The sequence below is a fragment of the Citrobacter sp. Igbk 14 genome (genome assembly GCF_028069825.1).
Classification (GTDB): domain Bacteria; phylum Pseudomonadota; class Gammaproteobacteria; order Enterobacterales; family Enterobacteriaceae; genus Citrobacter.
This window is the reverse complement of record NZ_JANEWM010000070.1, coordinates 1-21,913: the sequence shown is the minus strand read 5'-3', so window position 1 is coordinate 21,913 and position 21,913 is coordinate 1. Positions and strand designations below refer to the sequence as shown.

Sequence of the window (21,913 nt, the reverse complement as noted above, 5' to 3'; positions counted from 1 at the left end):
ATGTTTTGTTGTGAAAATATATAAAATAAAAATTATACAAGGGGAGGTGATTGCGTTATTCTGCGCGGGTTATATGCCTTTATTGTCACGATTTAATTTATTTTCGTTGGTATGTTGGCAGGAATGCTCACTACCCAGCGAATAAATTGACAAGCCCGAACAATTGTTCGGGCTTTTTTTTGGACTCCAGGTTAATACCTAACTGAGCGTATTAATCAGTACTGCTCTTTTCTGCTTTTCCTGCCAATTGCGCCAGGAAATCGTAGCGTTTTTGCAAGTCAGCCGTTGCGTCTTTCCACAGTTGCTCCGCAACCTCGGGTTGTTGCGCATTCAGACGACGGAATCGTTGCTCATTAAGCAATGTTTCAGCCAGCGCGTCTGACGGTGGACGAGAATCCAATGCCAGCGGTAATTTGCCTTCGTCTGCACGACGCGGGTCAAAGCGATACAATGGCCAGAACCCGGTTGCGGTGAGCTGACGCATCTGATCGTGACTCAGCGCGAGATCGTAGCCATGTTCTTCACAGGGGCTGTACGCAATAATCAGCGATGGGCCCGGATAAGACTCCGCTTCCTGAATTGCTTTCACCGTCTGGTTTAGCTGTGCGCCCAACGAGATCTGCGCCACGTATACATGGCCGTACATCATCATACTGACACCAAGATCTTTGCGGGCCTTGCGTTTACCATGCTCGCCGAATTTAGTCACGGCACCGAGCGGCGTGGCTTTTGACGCTTGTCCGCCAGTGTTGGAGTAACACTGGGTATCCAGTACCAGAATGTTAACGTTCTCGGTCAGGCTTAAAACATGGTCCAGACCACCAAAGCCTATGTCATAGGCCCAGCCATCACCACCAATCAGCCAAATGGATTTCTCCACCAGCGCATCGGCGTCGGTCAGTAACTGCTGTGCGCCTTCTACGCCCTGCAGATGCTGGCGTAACGCTGCAACTTGCTCACGACGGACTTCTGGTGTTGCCTCCGCGTGCAGGGCGTCATTCAGCTCAGCCGGGATTTTATCGGCAAACTGTTCCAGTAAACGCATGACGCGCACACGATGCTGATCTACCGTCAGACGGAAGCCCAAACCAAACTCGGCGTTATCTTCAAACAGTGAGTTCGCCCACGCCGGTCCACGGCCATTAGCATCGGTGGTATACGGCGTTGAGGGCAGGTTACCGCCATAAATTGATGAACAGCCAGTGGCGTTGGCGATCAGCATACGATCGCCGTACAGCTGCGTAAGGAGTTTGATATACGGCGTTTCACCGCAACCGGAACAGGCTCCGGAATATTCAAACAGCGGGGTAATCAGCTGAGACGTTCGGATATCAATGCGTTCCAGCTTGCTGCGATCGATCTCCGGCAGATTGAGGAAGAAGTCATAATTCACTTTTTCTTCTTCAACGTGTTCAAGGCGAGACATCATATTGATGGCCTTGATCTCAGGATTCTGGCGATCTTTCGCAGGGCACACTTCGACGCACAGATTACAGCCGGTGCAATCTTCAGGTGCAACCTGCAGTACGTACTTCTGACCGCGCATATCGCGTGATTTCACATCCAACGAATGCAGGCTGGCAGGGGCGCTTTCCATCGCTTCTGGTGAGACCACTTTGGCACGGATGGCCGAGTGCGGACAGGCGGCAACGCAATGGTTACACTGGGTACACAATTCTTCTTTCCAGATAGGGATTTCTTCGGCGATATTGCGTTTTTCCCAGCGCGTGGTTCCCATCGGCCAGGTACCGTCTGGTGGTAACGCTGAAACGGGCAGGGCATCGCCGAGACCTGCGAGCATCGCTGCTGTCACGGTTTTTACAAAATCAGGCGCGGCATCAGAAACGACCGGCGGACGGTTGGCGCTGTGCGGATCAACCGGTTGCAGTGCCACCTCGGCGACGGATTCACGTGCCAGCGCCAGCGCCTGCCAGTTACGTTCAACCAGATCCTGACCTTTGCTGCTATAGCTTTTGGCTATGGCGCCCTGCAATTCAGCCAGGGCGCTGTCACCGGGTAAGATTTGTGTCAGATGGAAGAACGCCATTTGCATGACGGTGTTAATACGCGCGGCCAGACCGCATTCACGCGCGATTTTGGCCGCATTAATCACATAGAAACGGGCTTTCTTCTGATTCAGAACCGCCTGAACTTCCTGTGGCAGGCGAGTCCAGACTTCATCCACGCTATACGGCGTATTGAGCAGGAAAATACCGCCAGGCTTCAGACGCTCGGCCATTTGATATTTATCGATAAACTGCAACTGGTGGCAGCCGACAAAATCAGCCTGCGATACCAGATACGCCGAACGGATAGGGTGCTCGCTGACGCGCAGATGAGAAACGGTCAGACCGCCTGCTTTTTTCGAATCATAGACGAAATAGCCCTGCGCGTACCACGGCGTGGAGTTACCGATAATCTTGATATTGTTTTTGGTGGCCGATACGCTGCCGTCGCTGCCCAGACCATAGAACAGCGCTTCGAGCTTGGCGGTACCGGGCAGGGTATTTTCTGGCAGAGGCAGCGACAAATTGGTGACGTCGTCATAAATACCGACCGTAAAACGCGATTTGGGCTTAGCGCTGCTCAGTTCATTAAATACCGCCATCACGCAGTCCGGGCCAAACTCTTTAGAAGAAAGCCCGTAACGCCCGCCAATGACGCGTGGTAATGTTTCCCGCTCGCCGCAGTTAAAGGCTTCTGCTAACGCGGTCATCACATCCAGATACAACGGCTCTGCCTGGGCGCCTGGCTCTTTGGTGCGATCCAGAACGGCAACGCTACGCGCCGTTTCTGGTAATGCCTGCAGTAAATGTCTGGCGGAGAAGGGGCGGAACAGCCGAACTTTCAGGACGCCAACTTTCTCTCCACGAGCAAGTAACTCTTCGACGACTTCTTCGCAGGTACCAATCGCGGAACCCATCAAGATAATGACACGCTCCGCCTGTGGATGACCGTAATACTCAAATGGCTGGTACTGACGACCTGTCGCCGTGGCGAAATCGTTCATCGCCTGTTCTACGTGATCGTAAACCGCGTTGTACCATGGGTTCGTCGCTTCGCGTGACTGGAAGTAAGTGTCCGGGTTGGCAGACGTCCCGCGAATAACCGGATGCTCTGGATTAAGCGCACGAGCCCGATGTGCATCAATTTCAGCTTGCGGCATCAGGCTGAGGATCGTGTCATCGGCCAGCGGCACAATTTTATTGATTTCATGCGATGTGCGGAAACCATCAAAGAAATGAATAAAAGGGACGCGACTTTTCAGCGTGGCAATTTGTGAAATCAGCGCGAAATCCTGTGCTTCCTGGACGCTGCTGGCACAGAGCATGGCGCAACCTGTCTGGCGCACTGCCATTACGTCGGAATGGTCACCGAAGATAGAGAGTGCATGAGTAGCAATGGTACGCGCGGCAACGTGCAGCACAAATGGCGTCAACTGACCGGCCAGTTTGTACAGCGTTGGGATCATCAACAGTAGACCCTGCGATGAGGTAAATGACGTTGAGAGCGCACCGGTCTGCAATGCGCCGTGAACGGTCGCGATTGCGCCGCCTTCTGACTGCATTTCTACGACGCGAGGGGTATCTCCCCAGACGTTTTTAAGCCCGTTCCCGGCCCAGGCGTCTGCCTGTTCTGCCATCGTCGAACTCGGCGTAATCGGGTAGATGGCGATAACCTCGCTGGTACGAAAGGCAACCGAAGCAACCGCACCATTACCGTCAATTGTTTGCATACTGACACCCTTACATTGCGCAAAAAGAGGGACACGCAAAACAGTAGCGAGTCCTGTAATTATCCTTTTATTTTAGCAAAAGGCTTTCAGGCACATTTTCGCTTTTGTGTCCCTGGAATAAACAGAATGAATGGTTTGATCAAAGGAGTAGCCAAAAAATTGCCAGAAAATGTAAACAGCACGCATAAATGCGCATTTTGCCTCTCGACGGCAGTGTTTCCGCTGCCTATTATTTATGGCTGTGTCGTTTGGTTAATATTCAGAGGGGAGTAAGATGCGCGCAGCGTTTTGGGTAGGGTGTGCCGCGTTGTTGTTATCGGCTTGCAGCAGTGAACCTGTTCAGCAGGCAACGGCCGCGCACGTTGCACCGGGCATGAAGGCCGCAATGTCCAGCTCCGGAGAAGCCAACTGTGCCATGATTGGCGGTTCGCTATCCGTTGCTCGTCAACTGGATGGTTCTGCCATCGGGATGTGTGCATTACCCAACGGCAAACGCTGTAGTGAGCAGTCGCTTGCCGCCGGAAGCTGTGGGAATTATTGAGCCACTGCTTTTATTACATTAAATCCGCCAGTTTAAACGTCAACGTTTGTTCTGCCGTAGCCAGTGTTAACTGGTCAGCAGTCAGATCGACCTGTGCGCCTTGCTTAAACATCTCGCTGACGATGCCGTCGAGCGCGTTAAGCTGTGGATCGGCGCACATCATGCGTGTCATTGCCATGTCTTTCACTTTCAATTCTCCGTCGGACAGCTTGCCCTGACCGTGGAACTGATTACACATTTTTCCCGATACCGTCATATTTTCGCCGAAACTTAATTCGGGTGGGTTATTGGCGACGGTTACCGGCTTGCCATTGACGCTCTGTAGAACAAAACGGTGGTGCTGTAACTGTTCGCGATTGACGGAAATTTTTCCATTGCTCACACAGCCAGCCATAAGCATGCTGAGCGCAATCAGCGTGACAATTTTCTTCATTAACTTTCTCTACGTTCGTGACGGGATTGCATTCATGATGATAATGATATCGCCAGATTTATCATTGGGGGTTATCTGAAAATGCTCCCCTGGAAGCAGGGGAGCGGTATGATTAGAAGAGGGCGTTCGGACAGGTTTCGCCTTTGGCGATTTGAGCCAGATTCTGCAAGGTTGTTTCAGAAATGCTGGTCAACGCTTCGGCAGTCAGGAATGCCTGATGCCCGGTGAACAGGACGTTATGGCAGGCTGACAAACGACGGAACACGTCATCCTGAATCACGTCATTGGACTTATCTTCAAAGAACAGGTCGCGTTCATTTTCATACACGTCCATACCCAGTGAACCGATTTTCTGGTTTTTCAGCGCGTCGATTGCTGCCTGAGAATCAATCAGCGCACCACGGCTGGTGTTGATGACCATCACGCCATTTTTCATTTGCTCAAAGGCTTCGTGATTGAGCAGATGATAATTTTCCGGTGTTAACGGGCAGTGCAGGGAAATAACATCAGACTCTGCAAACAGTGTTTTAAGATCGACATATTCAACCCCTAACTCAAGGGCGGCGGCGCTGGGATACGGATCAAACGCCAGCAGGCGCATACCAAACCCTTTCAGGATCCGCAGTGCAGCAATACCGATTTTACCTGTACCAATCACCCCGGCAGTTTTGCCGTACATGGTGAAACCCGTCAGACCTTCAAGTGAGAAGTTTGCGTCACGAGTACGCTGATAAGCACGATGGATACGGCGGTTCAGCGTCATCATCATACCGATTGCATGTTCGGCGACGGCTTCAGGTGAATAGGCAGGAACACGTACAACCTGCAAGCCCAACTCTTTCGCGGCGTCCAGATCGACGTTATTGAACCCGGCGCAGCGCAGCGCGATGTATTTCACACCGTGCTTTTTCAGCTCTTCCAGAACAGGGCGGCTGCCATCGTCATTCACGAAGATACACACGGCTTCGCAACCGTGGGCTGTTTTGGCTGTCTTTTCCGTCAACAAAAAGTCAAAAAATTCAAGTTCAAAACCAAAAGCCTCGTTAACCTGCTGCAGATACTTTTTGTCGTACTGTTTTGTACTATAGATGGCGAGTTTCATAAGACTTTCTCCAGTGATTTTGACGTCACATTAATTCAATTCAAATTATTTTACAAAATATAAAAAATTATTGATAGTCAAAGACGTAATGAAAAATTCCAGCGCATCTGTTGTTAGTGTGGGCAGGTTCTTTAATTTCAACAACTGATTTCACTCATGTCAGACTGCATGCGGATTTTGGTTATTTTTTGCCCATGTAGGCGGGGTCAGGTACGGACATACGGTACGTCCCCACATTGCAGACGTAGCGTTTAAAAAAACTCATCGAGCATCAAATGAAACTGCACTTTGTTACTGTCTGGATCGGAAATACCATACGTTTGAAAAAGTCGTTGCTGTAAAGACAGTGAAAATTCCCCGAGACAACTCCAGAGGATCGCAAGGTCCTGGTAACGATCGGCAATACCTACTCGACCAACGTCAATACAACCCATCACGCGGCCATCAGCAAAAATAATGTTATCAAGCGAGAAGTCGCCATGCGTCACAACGGGATCGGGAGGAAATGGCAAACGGTCATGCATTGCATCCCAGACTTGTTCAGCAGACCAGTCATGACGTTCATCATCAAAATCATCGGTATCTACCAGACCGTTGACCATTCGTGTATGGGCTAATGAGAGACGAAACGGGTAGTCGCTGTTAAAAGGGCAGTGGCTGACTGGAATGGCATGTAATCGACGCAGGAATACTGCCAGCGCATCAACAATATCGCCACGGTCATCAGGATAGTCTTCCAGCATCTGAAAAGCGGTTTTTCCACTGATTGCTGTTGTCAGAAGCCACGCTTCATCAGCCGTACGGCTAAAATGATTGATGGTGGGCAGAGGCATATAGGCCTGCAGCCAGTTGAGTCTGACCATTTCATCGGTGATATCATTTGCAACGGTGCCTTTGCCATGCTTTAGAAATAACTCTGGCGCATCAGCCTTGCCATATAAGTGATAAATTGCCGCCCCGGACAGACCGACATTATTCCGCGCCCATTGATAACCTGCCAGTTCAGCGTCCAGCAGTGGGTTTAACGGCAGACTGGCGCATAGCGTTTCTCTTTGCGAATGATTCATACAACCCCTTTGTTTGGCAACAGACGCACAGCAGAGCATTCTAATCTCACTCACTGTAAATCCATCATTTTGCAATGTAAGGTATTGATTGAAGCATCACTGTCATAGCAGTCCTGAACAGATGTAACTAATCTCCATCTTATTGATTTATCAGTTTCTTTGTGACTGATCTGCGTTCTATAAAAACGACATATCTTTCGGGAGCATCTATTCTTAATGTGGGCATGTTTAGTTAAACATGCCACAATACAAGCCTAAACCGGCTTAAATTTTCGCTAAATCAGGATATTAACTACCCATGAAGGGTAAATATAAAGCCGTTCTGGCACTCCTCTTATTATTGATTCTCATGCCGCTGACGCTGCTGATGACACTCGGTTTGTGGGTGCCTACGCTGGTGGGTGTTTGGTTACCGGTAGATACGCGTATCGCGCTGGATGAGAGTCCACGGCTGACCCGACACGGACTGTATATCCCGGAACTTCGTTATCTGGTCGATGATTGCCCGTTAGCACGTATTACTCAGGCCGAACTGTCGCATCCGAGTCGTTGGTTGTTGAACGTCAAGACCATTGAACTGGATTCTGCTTGCCTGGCCAAACTGCCGCAGGCGCAACCCTCACCCGTCGCACCTAAAACATTGGCGGAATGGCAATCGATGCTGCCCAATACCTGGATTAACATCGATAACGTTGTTCTCTCCCCATGGCAGGAGTGGCAGGGCAAACTGTCACTTTCGTTAACATCGTCTATTCAGCAGCTTCGCTACCAGGGGGAAAAGGTTAAATTCCAGGGGCGCCTGCATGGACAAAATCTGACGGTAAATGAACTGGACGTTGCGGCGTTTGAAGGGCAACCGCCGGTAAAACTGGTTGGGGAATTTACGATGCCGCTGGTTCCTGACGGACTGCCAGTGAGCGGGCATACGGTCGCAACGCTCAGTTTACCGCAGGAGCCAACGCTTGTGGATGCGGAGCTGGAATGGCAAGAAAATAGCGGGCAACTGATCGTGATGGCACGGGATGCGGCCGAGCCGCTTCTCGATCTGCCGTGGGAAATCACGCGTCAGCAACTGACTATCAGTGACGGTCGCTGGAACTGGCCTTATCAGGGGTTCCCGTTAAGTGGGCGTCTGGGGGTGAAAGTCGAAAACTGGCAGGCCGGTCTGGAAAATGCCGTGGTGAGTGGGCGTCTGAATATTCTGACGCAAGGTGAAGCCGGCAAAGGGAATGCGGTGTTAACCCTGGGGCCCGGCAAGCTCAACATGGATAACAGCGAAATGCCGCTGCAGTTGACCGGTGAAGCCAAACAAGGCGATCTGATTTTCTACGCCATGTTACCAGCAAGGCTCACCGGCAGCTTGAACGATCCGCAACTGGCGTTTGAACCTGGGGCATTGTTGCGCTCCCGTGGTCGAGTTATCGACTCACTTGATATTGACGAAATTCGCTGGCCATTGGCTGGTGTTAAAGTGACACAGCGCGGTGTGGATGGGCGTCTGCAGGCCATTTTACGAGCGCATGAAAACCAGATGGGGGGCTTTGAGTTACACCTTGATGGTCTGGCAAATGATTTTCTTCCTGATGCCGGCCGTTGGCAGTGGCGGTATTGGGGCAAAGGCAGTTTTACACCGATGCATGCGCTTTGGGATGTCGCTGGCAAAGGGGAGTGGCACGACAACACCTTGAGACTTTTCGACCTCTCGACCGGATTTGACCATCTGCAATACGGCACCATGACGGTGGAAAAACCGCGTCTGGTGATGGATGCGCCGATCGTGTGGGTCCGTGATGCCGAAAAACCGGCGTTTAGCGGTGCGCTTTCGCTCGATGCCGGAAATACGCTCTTTAGCGGGGGCAGCGTCTTGCCCCCTTCAACGCTGAAGTTCAGCGTCGAAGGGACTGATCCGACGATTTTCCAGTTCAAAGGTCAACTTCATGCCGGAGCAATAGGTCCTGTACAGTTGAATGGGCGCTGGGATGGGATCCGCCTGCGTGGTCAGGCCTGGTGGCCAAAACAATCACTCACCGTTTTCCAGCCATTGGTACCACCAGACTGGAAAATGAATCTGCGCGAAGGTGAACTGTATGCGCAGGTGGCATTCTCTGCCGCGCCGGAGCAGGGATTTGAGGCGGGGGGACACGGCGTACTGAAAGGTGGCAGTGCCTGGATGCCTGATAACCAAATTAACGGTGTCGATTTTGTGCTGCCGTTTCGTTTTGGCGAAGGCGCATGGCAACTGGGTACGCGGGGGCCGGTATCATTACGTATTGCGGAAGTTGTGAATCAGGTTGCTGCGACAAACATCACCGCCGATCTGCAGGGCGGATATCCCTGGAGTGAAGACAATCCGCTACTGTTAAGCGATGTCAGCGCCGAACTGCTGGGTGGCAAAGTGGTTATGCAACAACTGCGTATGCCGCAGCACGATCCGGCATTGTTACGGGTGCAGAATATCTCCTCCAGCGAACTCATCAGTGCGGTAAATCCGAAGCAGTTTGCTATGTCGGGTCCGGTCAGCGGTGCGTTACCGTTATGGCTGAATAACGAAAAGTGGATCATCAAAGACGGATGGTTGACCAACCCAGGACCAATGACGTTACGTATTGATAAAGACACTGCGGATGCCGTCGTCAAAGATAACATGGCAGCCGGCGCGGCGATTAACTGGTTACGTTATATGGAAATAACGCATTCCTGGACGAAAATAAATCTGGATAACCTGGGTGTATTAACTATGCAGTCAAGCGTCACGGGGAATAGCCGGGTGGATGGCAAAGTGGGTACCGTTAATTTGAATTACACCCATGAGGAAAACGTATTTACGTTATGGCGCAGTTTGCGTTTTGGTGACAATTTACAGGCATGGCTTGAGCAAAATGCGGCGCTGCCAGAAACCCATTGCCCGGAAGGCAAGGAATGTGAGGAACAACAATGAAAATGAGAGCTGCCATGCTGGGCCTGCTTGCGTCATCTCTGCTGGTGGGGTGTACCCCCAGAATCGAAGTGGCTGCGCCTAAAGAGCCCATCACTATCAATATGAACGTCAAAATCGAGCACGAGATCCATATCAAAGTGGATAAAGACGTCGAGAGTTTACTGAAATCGCGCAGCGATCTGTTCTGAGGTCACGATGAAAAAACAGCTTGTAGCGATCCTGGTGGCGTTAAGTTTTTTGAGCGGCAACGTGTGGGCATTGACGCTGAATGAAGCCAGAACGCAGGGACGGGTAGGTGAAACGCTTAACGGCTATCTTGTCGCGCTGAAAACGGATGCTGAAACGCAGGCGCTGGTGAATGAGATTAATAAAGCGCGCAACGCCAGTTACCAACAACTGGCTGAAAGCAACAATATTCCGCCAGATGAAGTGGCAAAAATGGCCGGGCAAAAACTGGTTGCTCGCGCCAAACCCGGCGAGTATGTACAGGGCATAAATGGCAAATGGTTAAGGAAAGAATAATGCATTTCTGAGCCGGGCTGACAAGCATTGCATTCACTTGAATTATTCATCGACATCGCAATAGTTGCCACACGGCATGATATCGATGTTGATATAGTTCCTCTCCGGTAGCGTCACTGGAGTGAAATCATGTGGCTTTTTAAGTGGTATGTCTGGAATCGTTGGGTATTCAAGCTGTTAAGCCGGGATGTCGCGGAGCCGGAACAATTTTTACTGCATTGCTGGGAAGAAAATCTGGCGAAGTGCAGGGATTATGCAACCATTTGGCGTGATATTAATCGCATTCACGGGAAGCAGGCAAAGAAGTAAGTACCCTCCCACCGGATGGTGAGAGGGTCAATCATCAGGCAGCGACGACGCTGTCGATTGCTGCTTTTGCATCGGACTGTGCTTTAGATGCCACTTCCGGACCGTAAGCAATACCTTCCGCGAAGACGACGTTCACGTCGGTGATACCGATAAAGCCCAGGAACACATTCAGATACGGGGTGATCAGATCGGTCGGTGTATCTTTATGGATACCACCACGGCTGGTCAGCACGATAGCACGTTTTCCGGTTACCAGACCTTCCGGGCCTTTCTCGGTGTAACGGAAGGTTACGCCAGCACGGGCAATCAGGTCGAAGTAGTTTTTCAGCTGCGTTGGAATGTTGAAGTTATACATCGGCGCGGCGATAACAATCACATCATGCGCTTTCAGCTCAGCGATCAGCTCATCAGACAGCGCCAGTGCTTCTTGTTGACGTGGCGTCAACGGGGTATCGCTCGGGCGCATCGCACCCACCAGTTCGCCATCCAGTACCGGAACAGGATTTGCAGCCAGGTCACGGACGGTGATTTCGTCAGCAGAGTGCTTTTCACGCCACTGTTCAACAAAATAATCAGACAACTGACCAGACTGAGAGTACCCTGCCAGAATACTGGATTTAAGAACTAATACCTTGCTCATGGGTGTTTCCTTTTATGTGTTTGAAGGGGATGTGCCCCGTTGCTTGTTGACACTTTATTCACAATCCTGCCGCAGTGATAGCGCAATATATCGAATCCTATGTTCGAAATTATTGAACAACACATGAAAAGCGCCGATGTGGTACTCTATACCCATCATCTACAAGAGATTTAACCCGGCAGAGCACTGCCCTCTAACGCTATGACAGAACAACAAAAATTAACCTTCAACATCCTGCAGCAACAGCTGGAATCGCTGATGCTGCGCGACAGACAGCGTTTTTCTCGTCGCCTGCACGGCGTGAAGAAGGTTAAAAATCCTGATGCACAACAGGCCATTTACCAGGAGATGGCAAAAGAGATTGACCAGGCAGCCGGTAAGGTTGTGCTGCGTGAAGCTGCTCGACCGACAATTACCTACCCGGAAAACCTGCCTGTCAGCCAGAAAAAACAGGATATTCTGGAAGCCATTCGCGACCATCAGGTGGTGATAGTTGCCGGGGAAACCGGTTCAGGTAAAACCACCCAGCTACCAAAAATTTGTATGGAGCTGGGGCGAGGGGTGAAGGGGTTGATCGGCCATACCCAGCCGCGTCGCCTTGCCGCACGTACCGTCGCTAATCGTATTGCTGAAGAGCTACACACTGAGCCGGGTGGCTGTATCGGCTATAAAGTCCGCTTTAGCGATCATGTCGGCGATAACACCATGGTTAAGCTGATGACGGACGGTATTCTGCTGGCGGAAATCCAGCAGGATCGGATGCTGATGCAGTACGACACCATCATCATCGATGAAGCGCACGAACGCAGTCTGAACATCGACTTTCTGCTCGGCTATCTGAAAGAGCTTCTGCCGCGCCGTCCAGATCTGAAAATTATCATCACCTCGGCGACTATCGATCCGGAGCGTTTTTCAAAGCATTTCAATAACGCGCCAATTATCGAAGTCTCCGGTCGAACGTATCCAGTAGAAGTACGCTATCGCCCGATTGTTGAAGATGCGGATGACACCGAACGCGACCAGTTGCAGGCAATTTTCGATGCCGTTGATGAACTGGGACGTGAAAGTCAGGGTGACATTCTGATCTTCATGAGTGGTGAACGTGAAATTCGCGATACCGCTGATGCACTGAACAAACTGGATTTACGTCATACCGAAGTGTTGCCGCTGTACGCCCGCCTCTCCAACAGTGAGCAGAACCGTGTGTTCCAGTCGCACAGCGGACGGCGCATTGTGTTGGCCACTAACGTGGCAGAAACCTCACTGACTGTTCCGGGTATCAAATATGTGATTGACCCGGGAACGGCGCGTATCAGCCGCTACAGCTACCGAACCAAAGTGCAGCGCTTGCCGATTGAACCGGTGTCGCAGGCCTCTGCGAACCAACGTAAAGGTCGCTGTGGTCGTGTATCGGAAGGGATCTGTATTCGTCTCTATTCAGAAGATGATTTTCTGTCACGTCCGGAGTTTACCGATCCGGAAATTCTGCGTACCAATCTGGCGTCCGTTATTCTGCAAATGACGGCGCTGGGTCTGGGGGATATTGCCGCATTCCCGTTTGTTGAAGCCCCGGATAAACGCAATATTCAGGATGGTGTGCGCCTGCTCGAAGAGCTGGGTGCGATTACCACCGACGAGCAGCAAACCGCTTATAAACTGACGCCGTTGGGCCGTCAGTTGTCGCAATTGCCGGTGGACCCACGCCTGGCGCGTATGGTGCTGGAAGCGCAGAAACATGGCTGCGTACGTGAGGCGATGATCATTACCTCGGCGCTGTCCATTCAGGACCCGCGTGAACGCCCTATGGATAAGCAACAGGCTTCCGACGAGAAACACCGCCGCTTCCACGACAAAGAGTCTGATTTCCTTGCGTTTGTAAATTTGTGGAATTACCTCGGCGAGCAACAAAAGGCGCTGTCATCGAACCAGTTCCGCCGTCAGTGTAAGGTTGATTTCCTTAACTATCTGCGCGTGCGCGAATGGCAGGATATCTACACGCAACTGCGTCAGGTCGTGAAAGAGTTAGGTATTCCGGTCAATAGCGAACCTGCTGAGTACCGGGAAATCCACGTTGCGTTGCTGACCGGATTACTGTCGCATATCGGGATGAAAGATGCGGATAAACAGGAATTTACCGGTGCGCGTAATGCCCGTTTCTCGATCTTCCCAGGTTCCGGTTTATTCAAAAAACCGCCGAAGTGGACAATGGTTGCAGAGTTGGTGGAAACCAGCCGTTTGTGGGGGCGCATTGCCGCGCGAATCGATCCCGAGTGGGTGGAGCCGGTTGCCCAGCATCTGATAAAACGTTCTTACAGTGAACCGCACTGGGAGCGTGCCCAGGGGGCGGTGATGGCGACAGAAAAAGTCACTGTTTACGGCTTACCGATTGTTGCCGCCCGTAAGGTGAACTACAGCCAGATCGATCCTGCACTATCGCGTGAACTGTTTATTCGCCATGCATTGGTGGAAGGTGACTGGCAGACGCGACATGCGTTTTTCCGTGACAACCTCAAGCTGCGTGCGGAAGTGGAAGAGCTGGAACATAAATCGCGTCGTCGCGATATTCTGGTCGATGATGAGACGCTGTTTGAGTTTTACGACCAGCGCATCAGCCATGATGTGGTTTCCGCCCGACACTTTGATAGCTGGTGGAAGAAGGTCAGCCGCGAGACACCGGATCTGCTCAACTTTGAAAAGAGTATGCTTATCAAAGAGGGCGCGGAGAAAATCAGCAAGCTGGATTACCCGAACTTCTGGCATCAGGGCAATCTCAAATTGCGGTTAAGCTACCAGTTTGAACCCGGCGCTGATGCGGATGGCGTGACCGTGCATATTCCGCTGCCGTTACTAAACCAGGTTGAAGAGAGCGGTTTTGAATGGCAAATCCCGGGGCTGCGTCGTGAACTGGTGATTGCGCTGATTAAATCACTGCCAAAACCGGTACGACGTAACTTTGTGCCGGCACCGAACTATGCAGAAGCGTTTTTGGGGCGTGTGACACCGCTGGAACTGCCGCTGCTGGACTCGCTGGAGCGTGAACTGCGCCGGATGACCGGCGTCACCGTTGACCGTGAAGACTGGCACTGGGATCAAGTGCCCGATCATCTGAAAATAACGTTCCGGGTGGTCGACGATAAGAACAAAAAGCTGCAGGAAGGGCGCTCACTGCAGGCTCTGAAAGATGCGTTGAAGGGTAAAGTCCAGGAAACGCTGTCTGCGGTGGCAGATGATGGTATCGAACAGAGCGGCCTGCACATCTGGAGCTTTGGTCAACTGCCGGAAAGTTACGAGCAAAAACGCGGCAACTATAAAGTGAAAGCGTGGCCAGCGCTGGTGGATGAACGAGACAGCGTTGCCATCAAACTGTTTGATAATCCGCTGGAGCAACAGCAGGCGATGTGGTGCGGTTTACGCCGTCTGTTGCTGCTGAATATTCCATCACCTATCAAATATTTACACGAGAAGCTGCCCAACAAAGCGAAGCTGGGGCTGTATTTTAACCCGTATGGCAAAGTGCTGGATTTGATTGACGACTGTATTTCCTGCGGTGTGGATAGACTTATCGACGCTAACGGCGGCCCGGTGTGGACGGAAGAGGGCTTTGCGGCGTTGCACGAAAAAGTGCGGGCTGAGCTGAATGACACGGTGGTCGATATTGCGAAGCAGGTCGAACAGATCCTGACGGCGGTATTTAACATCAACAAACGTCTGAAAGGGCGTGTGGATATGACCATGGCGCTGGGGCTTTCGGATATCAAATCGCAAATGGGCGGGCTGGTGTACCGTGGATTTGTCACCGGCAACGGTTTCAAACGTCTGGGCGATACGTTGCGTTATTTGCAGGCCATTGAAAAACGGCTGGAGAAACTGGCGATTGATCCGCACCGCGATCGGGCGCAGATGCTGAAAGTGGATAGCGTACAGCAGGCCTGGCAGCAGTGGTTCAATAAACTGCCGCCTGCGCGGCGTGAAGATGATGATGTCAAAGAGATCCGCTGGATGATAGAAGAGCTGCGAGTCAGCTACTTTGCCCAGCAGCTTGGCACGCCGTATCCCATCTCGGATAAACGTATTCTGCAGGCGATGGAGCAGATTTCAGGCTAACGCGTGGTGGTGCCGTAGACCGGATAAGGCGACGCCGCCATCCGGCGAGATAAGGCGCGGTGCCTGCTGGCGCTGTGCCTTATCAGGCCTACACCGGTCTACAGAACAAAGACCAGGAGTCACGAACATGAGACAGTTTCCAACACTTTCCGCGCCTACCCTTGCGGCGATAAATACCGTAGGACAATGGTTAGCGCAGAGCGATTTTGTGGACCACGCCGCTATTCAGGCAGACTGTGTGGTTCTGGCGGGGAATGCGGTGATCCCGACTATCGATGCGGCCTGCCAGATAGCAAAAGAACACCAGATTCCCTTGCTGATTAGCGGGGGAATAGGCCATTCCACAACGTTTCTGTATAGCGCGATTGCTCAACATCCGCGCTATAACATCATCCGCACCAGCGGACGAGCAGAAGCGGCGATCCTGGCTGATATTGCGCACCAGTTCTGGCAAATTCCGGGTGAGACGATTTGGGTGGAAGACCAGTCAACAAACTGCGGTGAGAATGCACGCTTTAGCTGTGCCTTACTGAACCAGGCGACAGAAAATATTCGCACGGTCATTGTGGTGCAGGACCCTACAATGCAACGCCGCACGATGGCGACATTCCAGCGTGTAACCCGTGATGATCTGCAGGCACCGCGCTGGTTGAGTTTTCCCGGTTTTATCCCTGAGTTGACCCTACAGAACGGCGGTGTGGATTTCGCGCCGACTGCGGAGGGGCTGTGGTCTGTGGATCGCTATCTTTCGCTGATTACCGGCGAATTGCCGAGACTACGCGATGATGCAACCGGCTATGGCCCTCGCGGTCGTGATTTTATCGCCCATGTTGATATCCCGCAGAAAGTTGAGGATGCGTGGCTGCATCTGCAAAACGATACGGCGCTGACTGATCTGCTGGCGAGCCGATCGCTGTAATCTCTGCCGCCCGTTTGTGCATGTTTTGTCGCAAACGGGCATAAATCCTGCCTGTTTTTTCCCTTCGCTATGACATTACCAGACGCTTTTATGAAGCGGCTCACAGAACGACAATTCCAGCAGTAATGCGTCATGCATGATTGGTATTAATTAACAATAGTTTTACTTGTTAAAAACAAATCAATCACAGGAGAAGCGCATGTCAGTACCCGTACAACATCCTATGTATATTGATGGGCAGTTTGTGACCTGGCACGACGATGCCTGGATTGATGTCGTCAATCCAGCGACCGAAGAGCTGATCTCGCGTATTCCCGATGGACGCGCTGAAGATGCACGTAAAGCGATTGATGCTGCGGAGCGTGCCCAGCCGGCATGGGAGGCGCTACCTGCAATTGAACGTGCAAACTGGCTACGCAAAATTTCTGCTGGCATACGTCAACGCGCAAGTGAAATCAGTGCGCTGATTGTGGCGGAGGGCGGGAAGATCCAACAGCTGGCCGAGGTCGAAGTCTCGTTTACCGCCGACTACATCGATTATATGGCGGAGTGGGCACGGCGTTACGAAGGTGAGATCCTGCAAAGCGATCGTCCGGGTGAGAATATCCTGCTGTTTAAGCGTGCGTTAGGTGTAACAACCGGCATTCTGCCGTGGAACTTTCCGTTTTTCCTGATTGCCCGCAAACTGGCACCAGCTTTGCTGACGGGTAATACCATTGTGATTAAACCCAGTGAATTCACGCCGAATAATGCGATCGCTTTTGCCAAGATTGTTGATGATATTGGTCTGCCGCGCGGGGTGTTTAACCTGGTGCTTGGACGCGGTGAAACGGTCGGTCAGGAACTTGCCGGGAACCCCAAAGTAGCGATGGTGAGCATGACCGGCAGCGTTGTGGCGGGCGAGAAAATCATGGCTGCGGCAGCGAAAAATATCACTAAGGTATGTCTGGAGTTGGGTGGCAAAGCGCCGGCAATCGTCATGGATGACGCCGATCTTGAGCTGGCTGTGAAGGCAATTGTTGACTCGCGGGTGATTAACACCGGTCAGGTGTGCAACTGTGCCGAACGCGTGTATGTCCAAAAAGGCATCTATGACCAGTTTGTGAATCGTCTGGGAGAGGCAATGAAAGCCGTCCAGTTTGGCAACCCGGCCGAGCGTAATGACATCGCGATGGGGCCGCTCATTAATGCGGCTGCGCTGGCACGTGTGGAACAGAAAGTGGCGCGCGCAGTGCAGGAGGGCGCCAGGGTGGTGCTGGGCGGTAAAGCCATAGAGGGGAAAGGCTATTATTACCCGCCGACGTTGCTGTTAGACGTGCGTCAGGAGATGGCGATTATGCACGAGGAGACGTTTGGTCCGGTGCTGCCGGTGGTAGCGTTTGATACGCTGGAAGAGGCGCTGACGATGGCAAACGACAGCGACTATGGGCTGACTTCGTCGATTTACACGCAAAACCTGAACACGGCGATGAAGGCGATTAAAGGACTGAAGTTTGGCGAAACCTATATTAATCGCGAAAACTTCGAGGCGATGCAGGGGTTCCATGCGGGGTGGCGTAAGTCAGGGATTGGTGGTGCAGACGGTAAGCATGGCTTGCATGAATATCTGCAAACGCAGGTGGTTTATCTGCAGTCCTGATACTGATACGCTGAGTATAAGCCGGGTGATCCTGTGTGCCACCCGGCACAATCATCACACTTTTGTGGCTATCCAGTTCATCATCATTTCCGGCCACACGGCCAGCGGTAACCCTTGAGTATCCCGAATACCGAAGCCGTGTTTGCCGCGTTCAAACAGATGCATTTCAACAGGAATCCCCTGTGCGCGAAGCGCATTAAAAAATGCCAGACTGTTTTCGACTTTCACCGCCGGATCGTCAATGGCATGCAGCAGGAATGTTGGTGGCGTCGTGTTCTCAACCCGTTCTTCAAGTGAATAGCGGTGCAGATCCTGCTCTTCGGGGGTCGTACCAACTAATTCAAGGCGAGAGCCAGGATGAGCAATATTCTCACGCAGGCTAATCACCGGATAGACCAGTGCCATGAAAGCGGGTCGGGCGGGTTGTTCGTCTGCGCTATCTATGGGCGTATAAACCGATTCAGCAAAACGTGTTCCCAGGCTGGCTGCCACATGACCGCCAGAGGAAAAGCCCAGGACACCGATACGATCAGGGTCGATTCGCCACTCCTGTGCGTGAGCCCGAATGTAGCGCATCGCGCGTTGGGCATCGGCCAACGGTGCGTTTGACGCTTCCTCGTGACCATCCCCCGGCATGCGATAGGTCATGACAAACAGGGTATAACCACGGGCATTAAAAAAGGGTGCCAGCGCACTGCCTTCTTTGTCCAGCACGACGCGTCGATAAGAGCCGCCGGGGGTGACAAGTATCCCCACACCATTCGGTTTTGCGGGGGCGTAGACGGTGATTTCTGGGGCACGAATACCGGTTACCGCACGATCGTAATGAGAGGTTCCCGTATGTCTGGGTTCGGGGGTAAATACCGCATCGCTGTTTTTTGCTCCGGGGGCTTCACCCATTGGCCAGACTGAGACGGTGGCGGCGTGGGCAACGGCTTGCGCTATCATAGTTTCTAACGTTTCACGACTCAGTGTTTCCATTACTGTGCTCCCTCTGTGGCAAAGGTTAGCTATAGCACACTTGATGAGTTGAAAACGGGGAGAGACTCACAACGTATTGAATTAGCGGGAAATGAAACGAGGCGGAGGCGATCCTCCGCCATAACACTAAAGCGTGATAAATTTATCCAACGTACGGATCAGTTGGGTGACAAAACCGTACTCGTTATCGTACCAGGCCACGGTTTTTACCAGTTGCAGATCGCCCACTTCGGTGATCTCGGTTTGTGTCGCATCAAATACTGAACCGAAATGTGAGCCAATGACATCTGACGAGACAATTTCTTCGTCGGTATAGCCGAATGATGCATTGTTCAGCGTTGCCTTTTTCAGCGCGTTGTTAACCTCTTCCGCAGTGACTTTTTTACCCAGAATCGACACCAGTTCAGTGACAGATCCTGTTTTTACCGGAACACGCTGGGCGTGGCCTTTTAATTTCCCGCTCAGGGCCGGGATCACCAGACCAATCGCTTTTGCTGCACCGGTGGTATGAGGAATGATATTTTCTGCTGCCGCGCGTGAAGCTCGCAGATCCTTACCACGTGGCCCATCAACCAGTGACTGTGTCCCGGTATAGGCATGGATGGTGGTCATGGTACCAAGCTGAATACCGAAGTTGTCATGCAGCGCTTTTGCCATCGGTGCCAAGCAGTTAGTGGTGCACGATGCGACAGAAATAATCCGATCGCTTGCATCCATCGTGTCGTCATTCACGTTAAAGACGATCGTCTTCATCTCTCCTGCTGGGGCGGATATCAGGACTTTTTGGGCGCCTGCATCCAGGTGGGCCTGCGATTTTTCTGTTGAGGTATAAAAGCCAGTGCACTCGATGATAATTTCCGCGCCTGTGCTTTTCCACGGAATATTTTTGGCCTCTTTTTCGGCGTAAACAGCAATTTTTTTGCCATCGACAATCAGTGCGTCCTCGGTAAAGTCGACGCTCCAGGGGAATGGTCCGTAGTTTGAATCGTGTTTTAACAGATAGGCGAGGATTTTCGGTGAGGTAAGGTCATTGATAGCGACGACCTCCACACTGCTTTTGACTTCCAGTAGCCGACGCAATACCAGACGACCGATACGACCAAAACCGTTAATGCCAATTTTACTCATGGTTTTCTCCTGTCAGGATGAGACGGTACGACATATTTTCCCTACCAGGCATAGTCCAGTCAGGCATCCGCGGCAATAGCTGTTTTTGCGGTTAAACGTAACTGACTGAAAATGAGTGAACAAAACTTAATGAATTTTTAACAAAAGCCCGTTATGTTGACGCATTATTGTTTTTATTCGAGAAGTGTTATGGGGAAGAAGTATTCTGGCCTGCAAATTGGCATTCACTGGCTGGTCTTTTTGTTGGTCATTGTGGCCTACAGTGCCATGGAGTTTCGCGGATTTTTCCCGCGCAGCTATCGTCCCGGGTTCAACATGGTACATGTTTCCTGTGGTATCACGATTTTAGCGTTGATGGTGGCGCGTCTGCTGGTCAGACTTAAGTATCCGGCACCCCCGATTGAACCAAAACCGAAACCGATGATGACTGGTATGGCGCATCTGGGGCATCTGGTTATCTATTTGCTGTTTATTGCGCTGCCAATTATTGGCCTGGTGATGATGTATAACCGGGGAAATCCGTGGGTTGCATTCGGCATTGTTATGCCACATGCGGCAGAAGCCAATTTTGAACTGGCCGATATGCTGAAATCATGGCACGAAACGTTGGCAAACCTGGGTTATTTTGTCATTGGCCTGCATGCCGCTGCGGCTCTGTTACATCACTATTTCTGGAAGGATAATACGCTCCTGCGCATGATGCCGCGTAAGCGTTCCTGATAAAACACCCCGCGTAATGCGGGGTGTTTTATTTCTCCGTGATTATTTTTCGCAAGAGATCTCTTTTTCAACGCGTTGCACCTGCGTGGCGCGTTTCTTCAGGCTGATGATGGCCAGCGCCAGAACAATCAGCACAATCCCGCTACCTTCGATAACGCCAGGTTCTTCGCCGAGCAACCACCAGGAAAAGAGTACCCCACAAACCGGCACCGCCAGCGTGCTTAAGCTGGCGATACTGGCAGGCAGGTTACGCAGCACAAACAGCCATAAGCTCCAGGCCAGCGCTGTTGCCAGTACGGCGCTATATCCTAATGCCCAGAATACGACAGGCTGCCAGTCAGGCGTTCGCTGTGGGACCAGCCAGGCGACCAGACTCATCACCAGCGCGGCATACAGCATCTGCCACGAGGTGAGTGCTAACAGGTCGATATTGGGATGACGAGCGTACATCCGTTTGGCGACAACTGCACTGGCTCCCCAACTGATACCTGAGAGGATTGCCAGCAGCGCACTCTTCATTGACGAAAAGTCCAGTTGCCACGGCTGTAATACCAGTATCAATCCAAACGCCGCCACCGCAATAGCGACGTACTGCAAACGACGCATGCGTTCACCGAGAAAAAGGGCGGCCATAATGACCACCCAGAAGGGCATGGTATAACTCAGAATAGCGACTTTTCCCGCACCGCCGCTGACCAGCGCCCACTGTGATAATCCCACCATGCCGCACGTTTGTAACAAGGCTATCGCCAACGTATAACCGAACGGGGTCGGGCGCATTCCGCGTCCGCGTAGCATCAGGACAATAAATAATAACAACGCCCCAAAAGAACAACGTAGTGCGGTGAAATCGAATGAACCAATGTAGTGCGTGACCTGTTTCATGGCAATCCAGCTATAGCTCCAGATGAGCGTTAGCGCGATCAGGCCGCCAATGGCCAGCGGATTGCTTTTCCCTGCGGTAGTCATAGTGTGTCCGTTTTGATGATTTTATGGTGCTACTATACCCGGTTTCATGTCGCGATACTTTTGTGCAGACACTAGTCGTTATAATTCAGGTGAATAGCAATAGCGCCACAAAAAGCCTCTTGAACAACTGCTCAGATAAAACTACTGTATATAAATACAGTTAAT

At 51.7% G+C, this 21,913-nt stretch carries 17 protein-coding genes; 9 read left to right on the top strand and 8 right to left on the bottom strand.

Annotation, left to right across the window (positions count from 1 at the left end; genetic code table 11):
* Positions 1–211: 211 nt before the first annotated feature.
* Entirely contained in the window at positions 212–3,736 is a 3,525-nt protein-coding gene (gene nifJ, locus NNN64_RS20205) for a pyruvate:ferredoxin (flavodoxin) oxidoreductase (RefSeq protein ID WP_271442539.1), read from the bottom strand.
* A 274-nt stretch (positions 3,737–4,010) separates the two neighbouring features.
* Here nifJ and NNN64_RS20200 point away from each other — a divergent pair, with 274 nt between their 5' ends.
* Entirely contained in the window at positions 4,011–4,277 is a 267-nt protein-coding gene (locus NNN64_RS20200; protein WP_003020360.1) for a putative hemolysin, read from the top strand.
* A gap of 13 nt (positions 4,278–4,290) precedes the next feature.
* Here the strand turns inward: NNN64_RS20200 and hslJ are convergent, their stop codons facing one another.
* From hslJ to NNN64_RS20185, 3 genes are all read right to left on the bottom strand, one after another.
* Positions 4,291–4,710 (bottom strand): heat shock protein HslJ, encoded by a 420-nt coding sequence (gene hslJ, locus NNN64_RS20195; RefSeq protein WP_048211553.1) that lies wholly within the window; start codon positions 4,708–4,710, stop codon positions 4,291–4,293.
* A gap of 112 nt (positions 4,711–4,822) precedes the next feature.
* Positions 4,823–5,812 carry a 2-hydroxyacid dehydrogenase gene (locus NNN64_RS20190; protein ID WP_137381769.1) on the bottom strand — a complete coding sequence of 330 codons (990 nt, stop codon included), beginning with the start codon at positions 5,810–5,812 and terminating at the stop codon, positions 4,823–4,825.
* A 251-nt stretch (positions 5,813–6,063) separates the two neighbouring features.
* A complete protein-coding gene (locus NNN64_RS20185) occupies positions 6,064–6,879 on the bottom strand; it encodes an APH(3')-I family aminoglycoside O-phosphotransferase (protein WP_271442538.1) in 816 nt (271 codons plus the stop codon).
* 298 nt (positions 6,880–7,177) lie between these two features.
* Between NNN64_RS20185 and NNN64_RS20180 the strand changes: the two genes are divergently transcribed.
* From NNN64_RS20180 to NNN64_RS20165, 4 genes are all read left to right on the top strand, one after another.
* Positions 7,178–9,817, top strand: coding sequence for a YdbH family protein (locus NNN64_RS20180; RefSeq protein ID WP_271442537.1), 2,640 nt, complete (start codon positions 7,178–7,180; stop codon positions 9,815–9,817).
* Positions 9,814–10,005, top strand: a complete 192-nt coding sequence (locus NNN64_RS20175) for a YnbE family lipoprotein (protein WP_271442536.1) — start codon at positions 9,814–9,816, stop codon at positions 10,003–10,005. Before NNN64_RS20180 ends, NNN64_RS20175 begins: the two co-directional genes overlap by 4 nt.
* Positions 10,006–10,012: 7 nt before the next feature.
* Positions 10,013–10,339 carry a YdbL family protein gene (locus NNN64_RS20170; RefSeq protein ID WP_137381773.1) on the top strand — a complete coding sequence of 109 codons (327 nt, stop codon included), beginning with the start codon at positions 10,013–10,015 and terminating at the stop codon, positions 10,337–10,339.
* A 129-nt stretch (positions 10,340–10,468) separates the two neighbouring features.
* Positions 10,469–10,648, top strand: a complete 180-nt coding sequence (locus NNN64_RS20165) for a hypothetical protein (RefSeq protein WP_121584690.1) — start codon at positions 10,469–10,471, stop codon at positions 10,646–10,648.
* A 34-nt stretch (positions 10,649–10,682) separates the two neighbouring features.
* On the opposite strand, the gene azoR is transcribed toward NNN64_RS20165, so the two are convergent.
* Complete coding sequence (gene azoR / locus NNN64_RS20160) at positions 10,683–11,288, bottom strand: FMN-dependent NADH-azoreductase (protein WP_005126702.1); 606 nt, start codon at positions 11,286–11,288, stop codon at positions 10,683–10,685.
* Between the two features lie 201 nt (positions 11,289–11,489).
* Here azoR and hrpA point away from each other — a divergent pair, with 201 nt between their 5' ends.
* The 3 genes from hrpA (at position 11,490) to aldA (ending at position 17,950) form a co-directional block, all read left to right on the top strand.
* Complete coding sequence (gene hrpA, locus NNN64_RS20155; protein ID WP_271442535.1) at positions 11,490–15,392, top strand: ATP-dependent RNA helicase HrpA; 3,903 nt, start codon at positions 11,490–11,492, stop codon at positions 15,390–15,392.
* 127 nt (positions 15,393–15,519) lie between these two features.
* Positions 15,520–16,311, top strand: coding sequence for a YdcF family protein (locus tag NNN64_RS20150; RefSeq protein ID WP_271442534.1), 792 nt, complete (start codon positions 15,520–15,522; stop codon positions 16,309–16,311).
* A gap of 199 nt (positions 16,312–16,510) precedes the next feature.
* Positions 16,511–17,950: an aldehyde dehydrogenase gene (aldA, locus tag NNN64_RS20145; RefSeq protein ID WP_271442533.1), complete on the top strand. Its 1,440-nt coding sequence runs from the start codon at positions 16,511–16,513 to the stop codon at positions 17,948–17,950.
* A 54-nt stretch (positions 17,951–18,004) separates the two neighbouring features.
* Here aldA and NNN64_RS20140 read toward each other — a convergent pair whose 3' ends face one another.
* Entirely contained in the window at positions 18,005–18,931 is a 927-nt protein-coding gene (locus tag NNN64_RS20140) for an alpha/beta hydrolase (RefSeq protein ID WP_271442532.1), read from the bottom strand.
* A gap of 126 nt (positions 18,932–19,057) precedes the next feature.
* Positions 19,058–20,059, bottom strand: a complete 1,002-nt coding sequence (gene gap, locus NNN64_RS20135; protein ID WP_271442531.1) for a type I glyceraldehyde-3-phosphate dehydrogenase — start codon at positions 20,057–20,059, stop codon at positions 19,058–19,060.
* Positions 20,060–20,248: 189 nt separating this feature from the next.
* Between gap and cybB the strand changes: the two genes are divergently transcribed.
* Positions 20,249–20,779 (top strand): cytochrome b561, encoded by a 531-nt coding sequence (cybB, locus tag NNN64_RS20130; RefSeq protein ID WP_271442530.1) that lies wholly within the window; start codon positions 20,249–20,251, stop codon positions 20,777–20,779.
* Between the two features lie 42 nt (positions 20,780–20,821).
* Here the strand turns inward: cybB and NNN64_RS20125 are convergent, their stop codons facing one another.
* On the bottom strand, positions 20,822–21,748 hold the full coding sequence (locus NNN64_RS20125; RefSeq protein ID WP_271442529.1) for a DMT family transporter: 927 nt from the start codon (positions 21,746–21,748) through the stop codon (positions 20,822–20,824).
* Between the last annotated feature and the right edge of the window lie 165 nt (positions 21,749–21,913).

Coding starts and splice junctions, on each gene's coding strand:
- nifJ (WP_271442539.1), bottom strand. CDS start 3,736: ATGCAAACAATTGACGGTAATGGTGCGGTTGCTTCGGTTGCCTTTCGT.
- NNN64_RS20200 (WP_003020360.1), top strand. CDS start 4,011: ATGCGCGCAGCGTTTTGGGTAGGGTGTGCCGCGTTGTTGTTATCGGCT.
- hslJ (WP_048211553.1), bottom strand. CDS start 4,710: ATGAAGAAAATTGTCACGCTGATTGCGCTCAGCATGCTTATGGCTGGC.
- NNN64_RS20190 (WP_137381769.1), bottom strand. CDS start 5,812: ATGAAACTCGCCATCTATAGTACAAAACAGTACGACAAAAAGTATCTG.
- NNN64_RS20185 (WP_271442538.1), bottom strand. CDS start 6,879: ATGAATCATTCGCAAAGAGAAACGCTATGCGCCAGTCTGCCGTTAAAC.
- NNN64_RS20180 (WP_271442537.1), top strand. CDS start 7,178: ATGAAGGGTAAATATAAAGCCGTTCTGGCACTCCTCTTATTATTGATT.
- NNN64_RS20175 (WP_271442536.1), top strand. CDS start 9,814: ATGAAAATGAGAGCTGCCATGCTGGGCCTGCTTGCGTCATCTCTGCTG.
- NNN64_RS20170 (WP_137381773.1), top strand. CDS start 10,013: ATGAAAAAACAGCTTGTAGCGATCCTGGTGGCGTTAAGTTTTTTGAGC.
- NNN64_RS20165 (WP_121584690.1), top strand. CDS start 10,469: ATGTGGCTTTTTAAGTGGTATGTCTGGAATCGTTGGGTATTCAAGCTG.
- azoR (WP_005126702.1), bottom strand. CDS start 11,288: ATGAGCAAGGTATTAGTTCTTAAATCCAGTATTCTGGCAGGGTACTCT.
- hrpA (WP_271442535.1), top strand. CDS start 11,490: ATGACAGAACAACAAAAATTAACCTTCAACATCCTGCAGCAACAGCTG.
- NNN64_RS20150 (WP_271442534.1), top strand. CDS start 15,520: ATGAGACAGTTTCCAACACTTTCCGCGCCTACCCTTGCGGCGATAAAT.
- aldA (WP_271442533.1), top strand. CDS start 16,511: ATGTCAGTACCCGTACAACATCCTATGTATATTGATGGGCAGTTTGTG.
- NNN64_RS20140 (WP_271442532.1), bottom strand. CDS start 18,931: ATGGAAACACTGAGTCGTGAAACGTTAGAAACTATGATAGCGCAAGCC.
- gap (WP_271442531.1), bottom strand. CDS start 20,059: ATGAGTAAAATTGGCATTAACGGTTTTGGTCGTATCGGTCGTCTGGTA.
- cybB (WP_271442530.1), top strand. CDS start 20,249: ATGGGGAAGAAGTATTCTGGCCTGCAAATTGGCATTCACTGGCTGGTC.
- NNN64_RS20125 (WP_271442529.1), bottom strand. CDS start 21,748: ATGACTACCGCAGGGAAAAGCAATCCGCTGGCCATTGGCGGCCTGATC.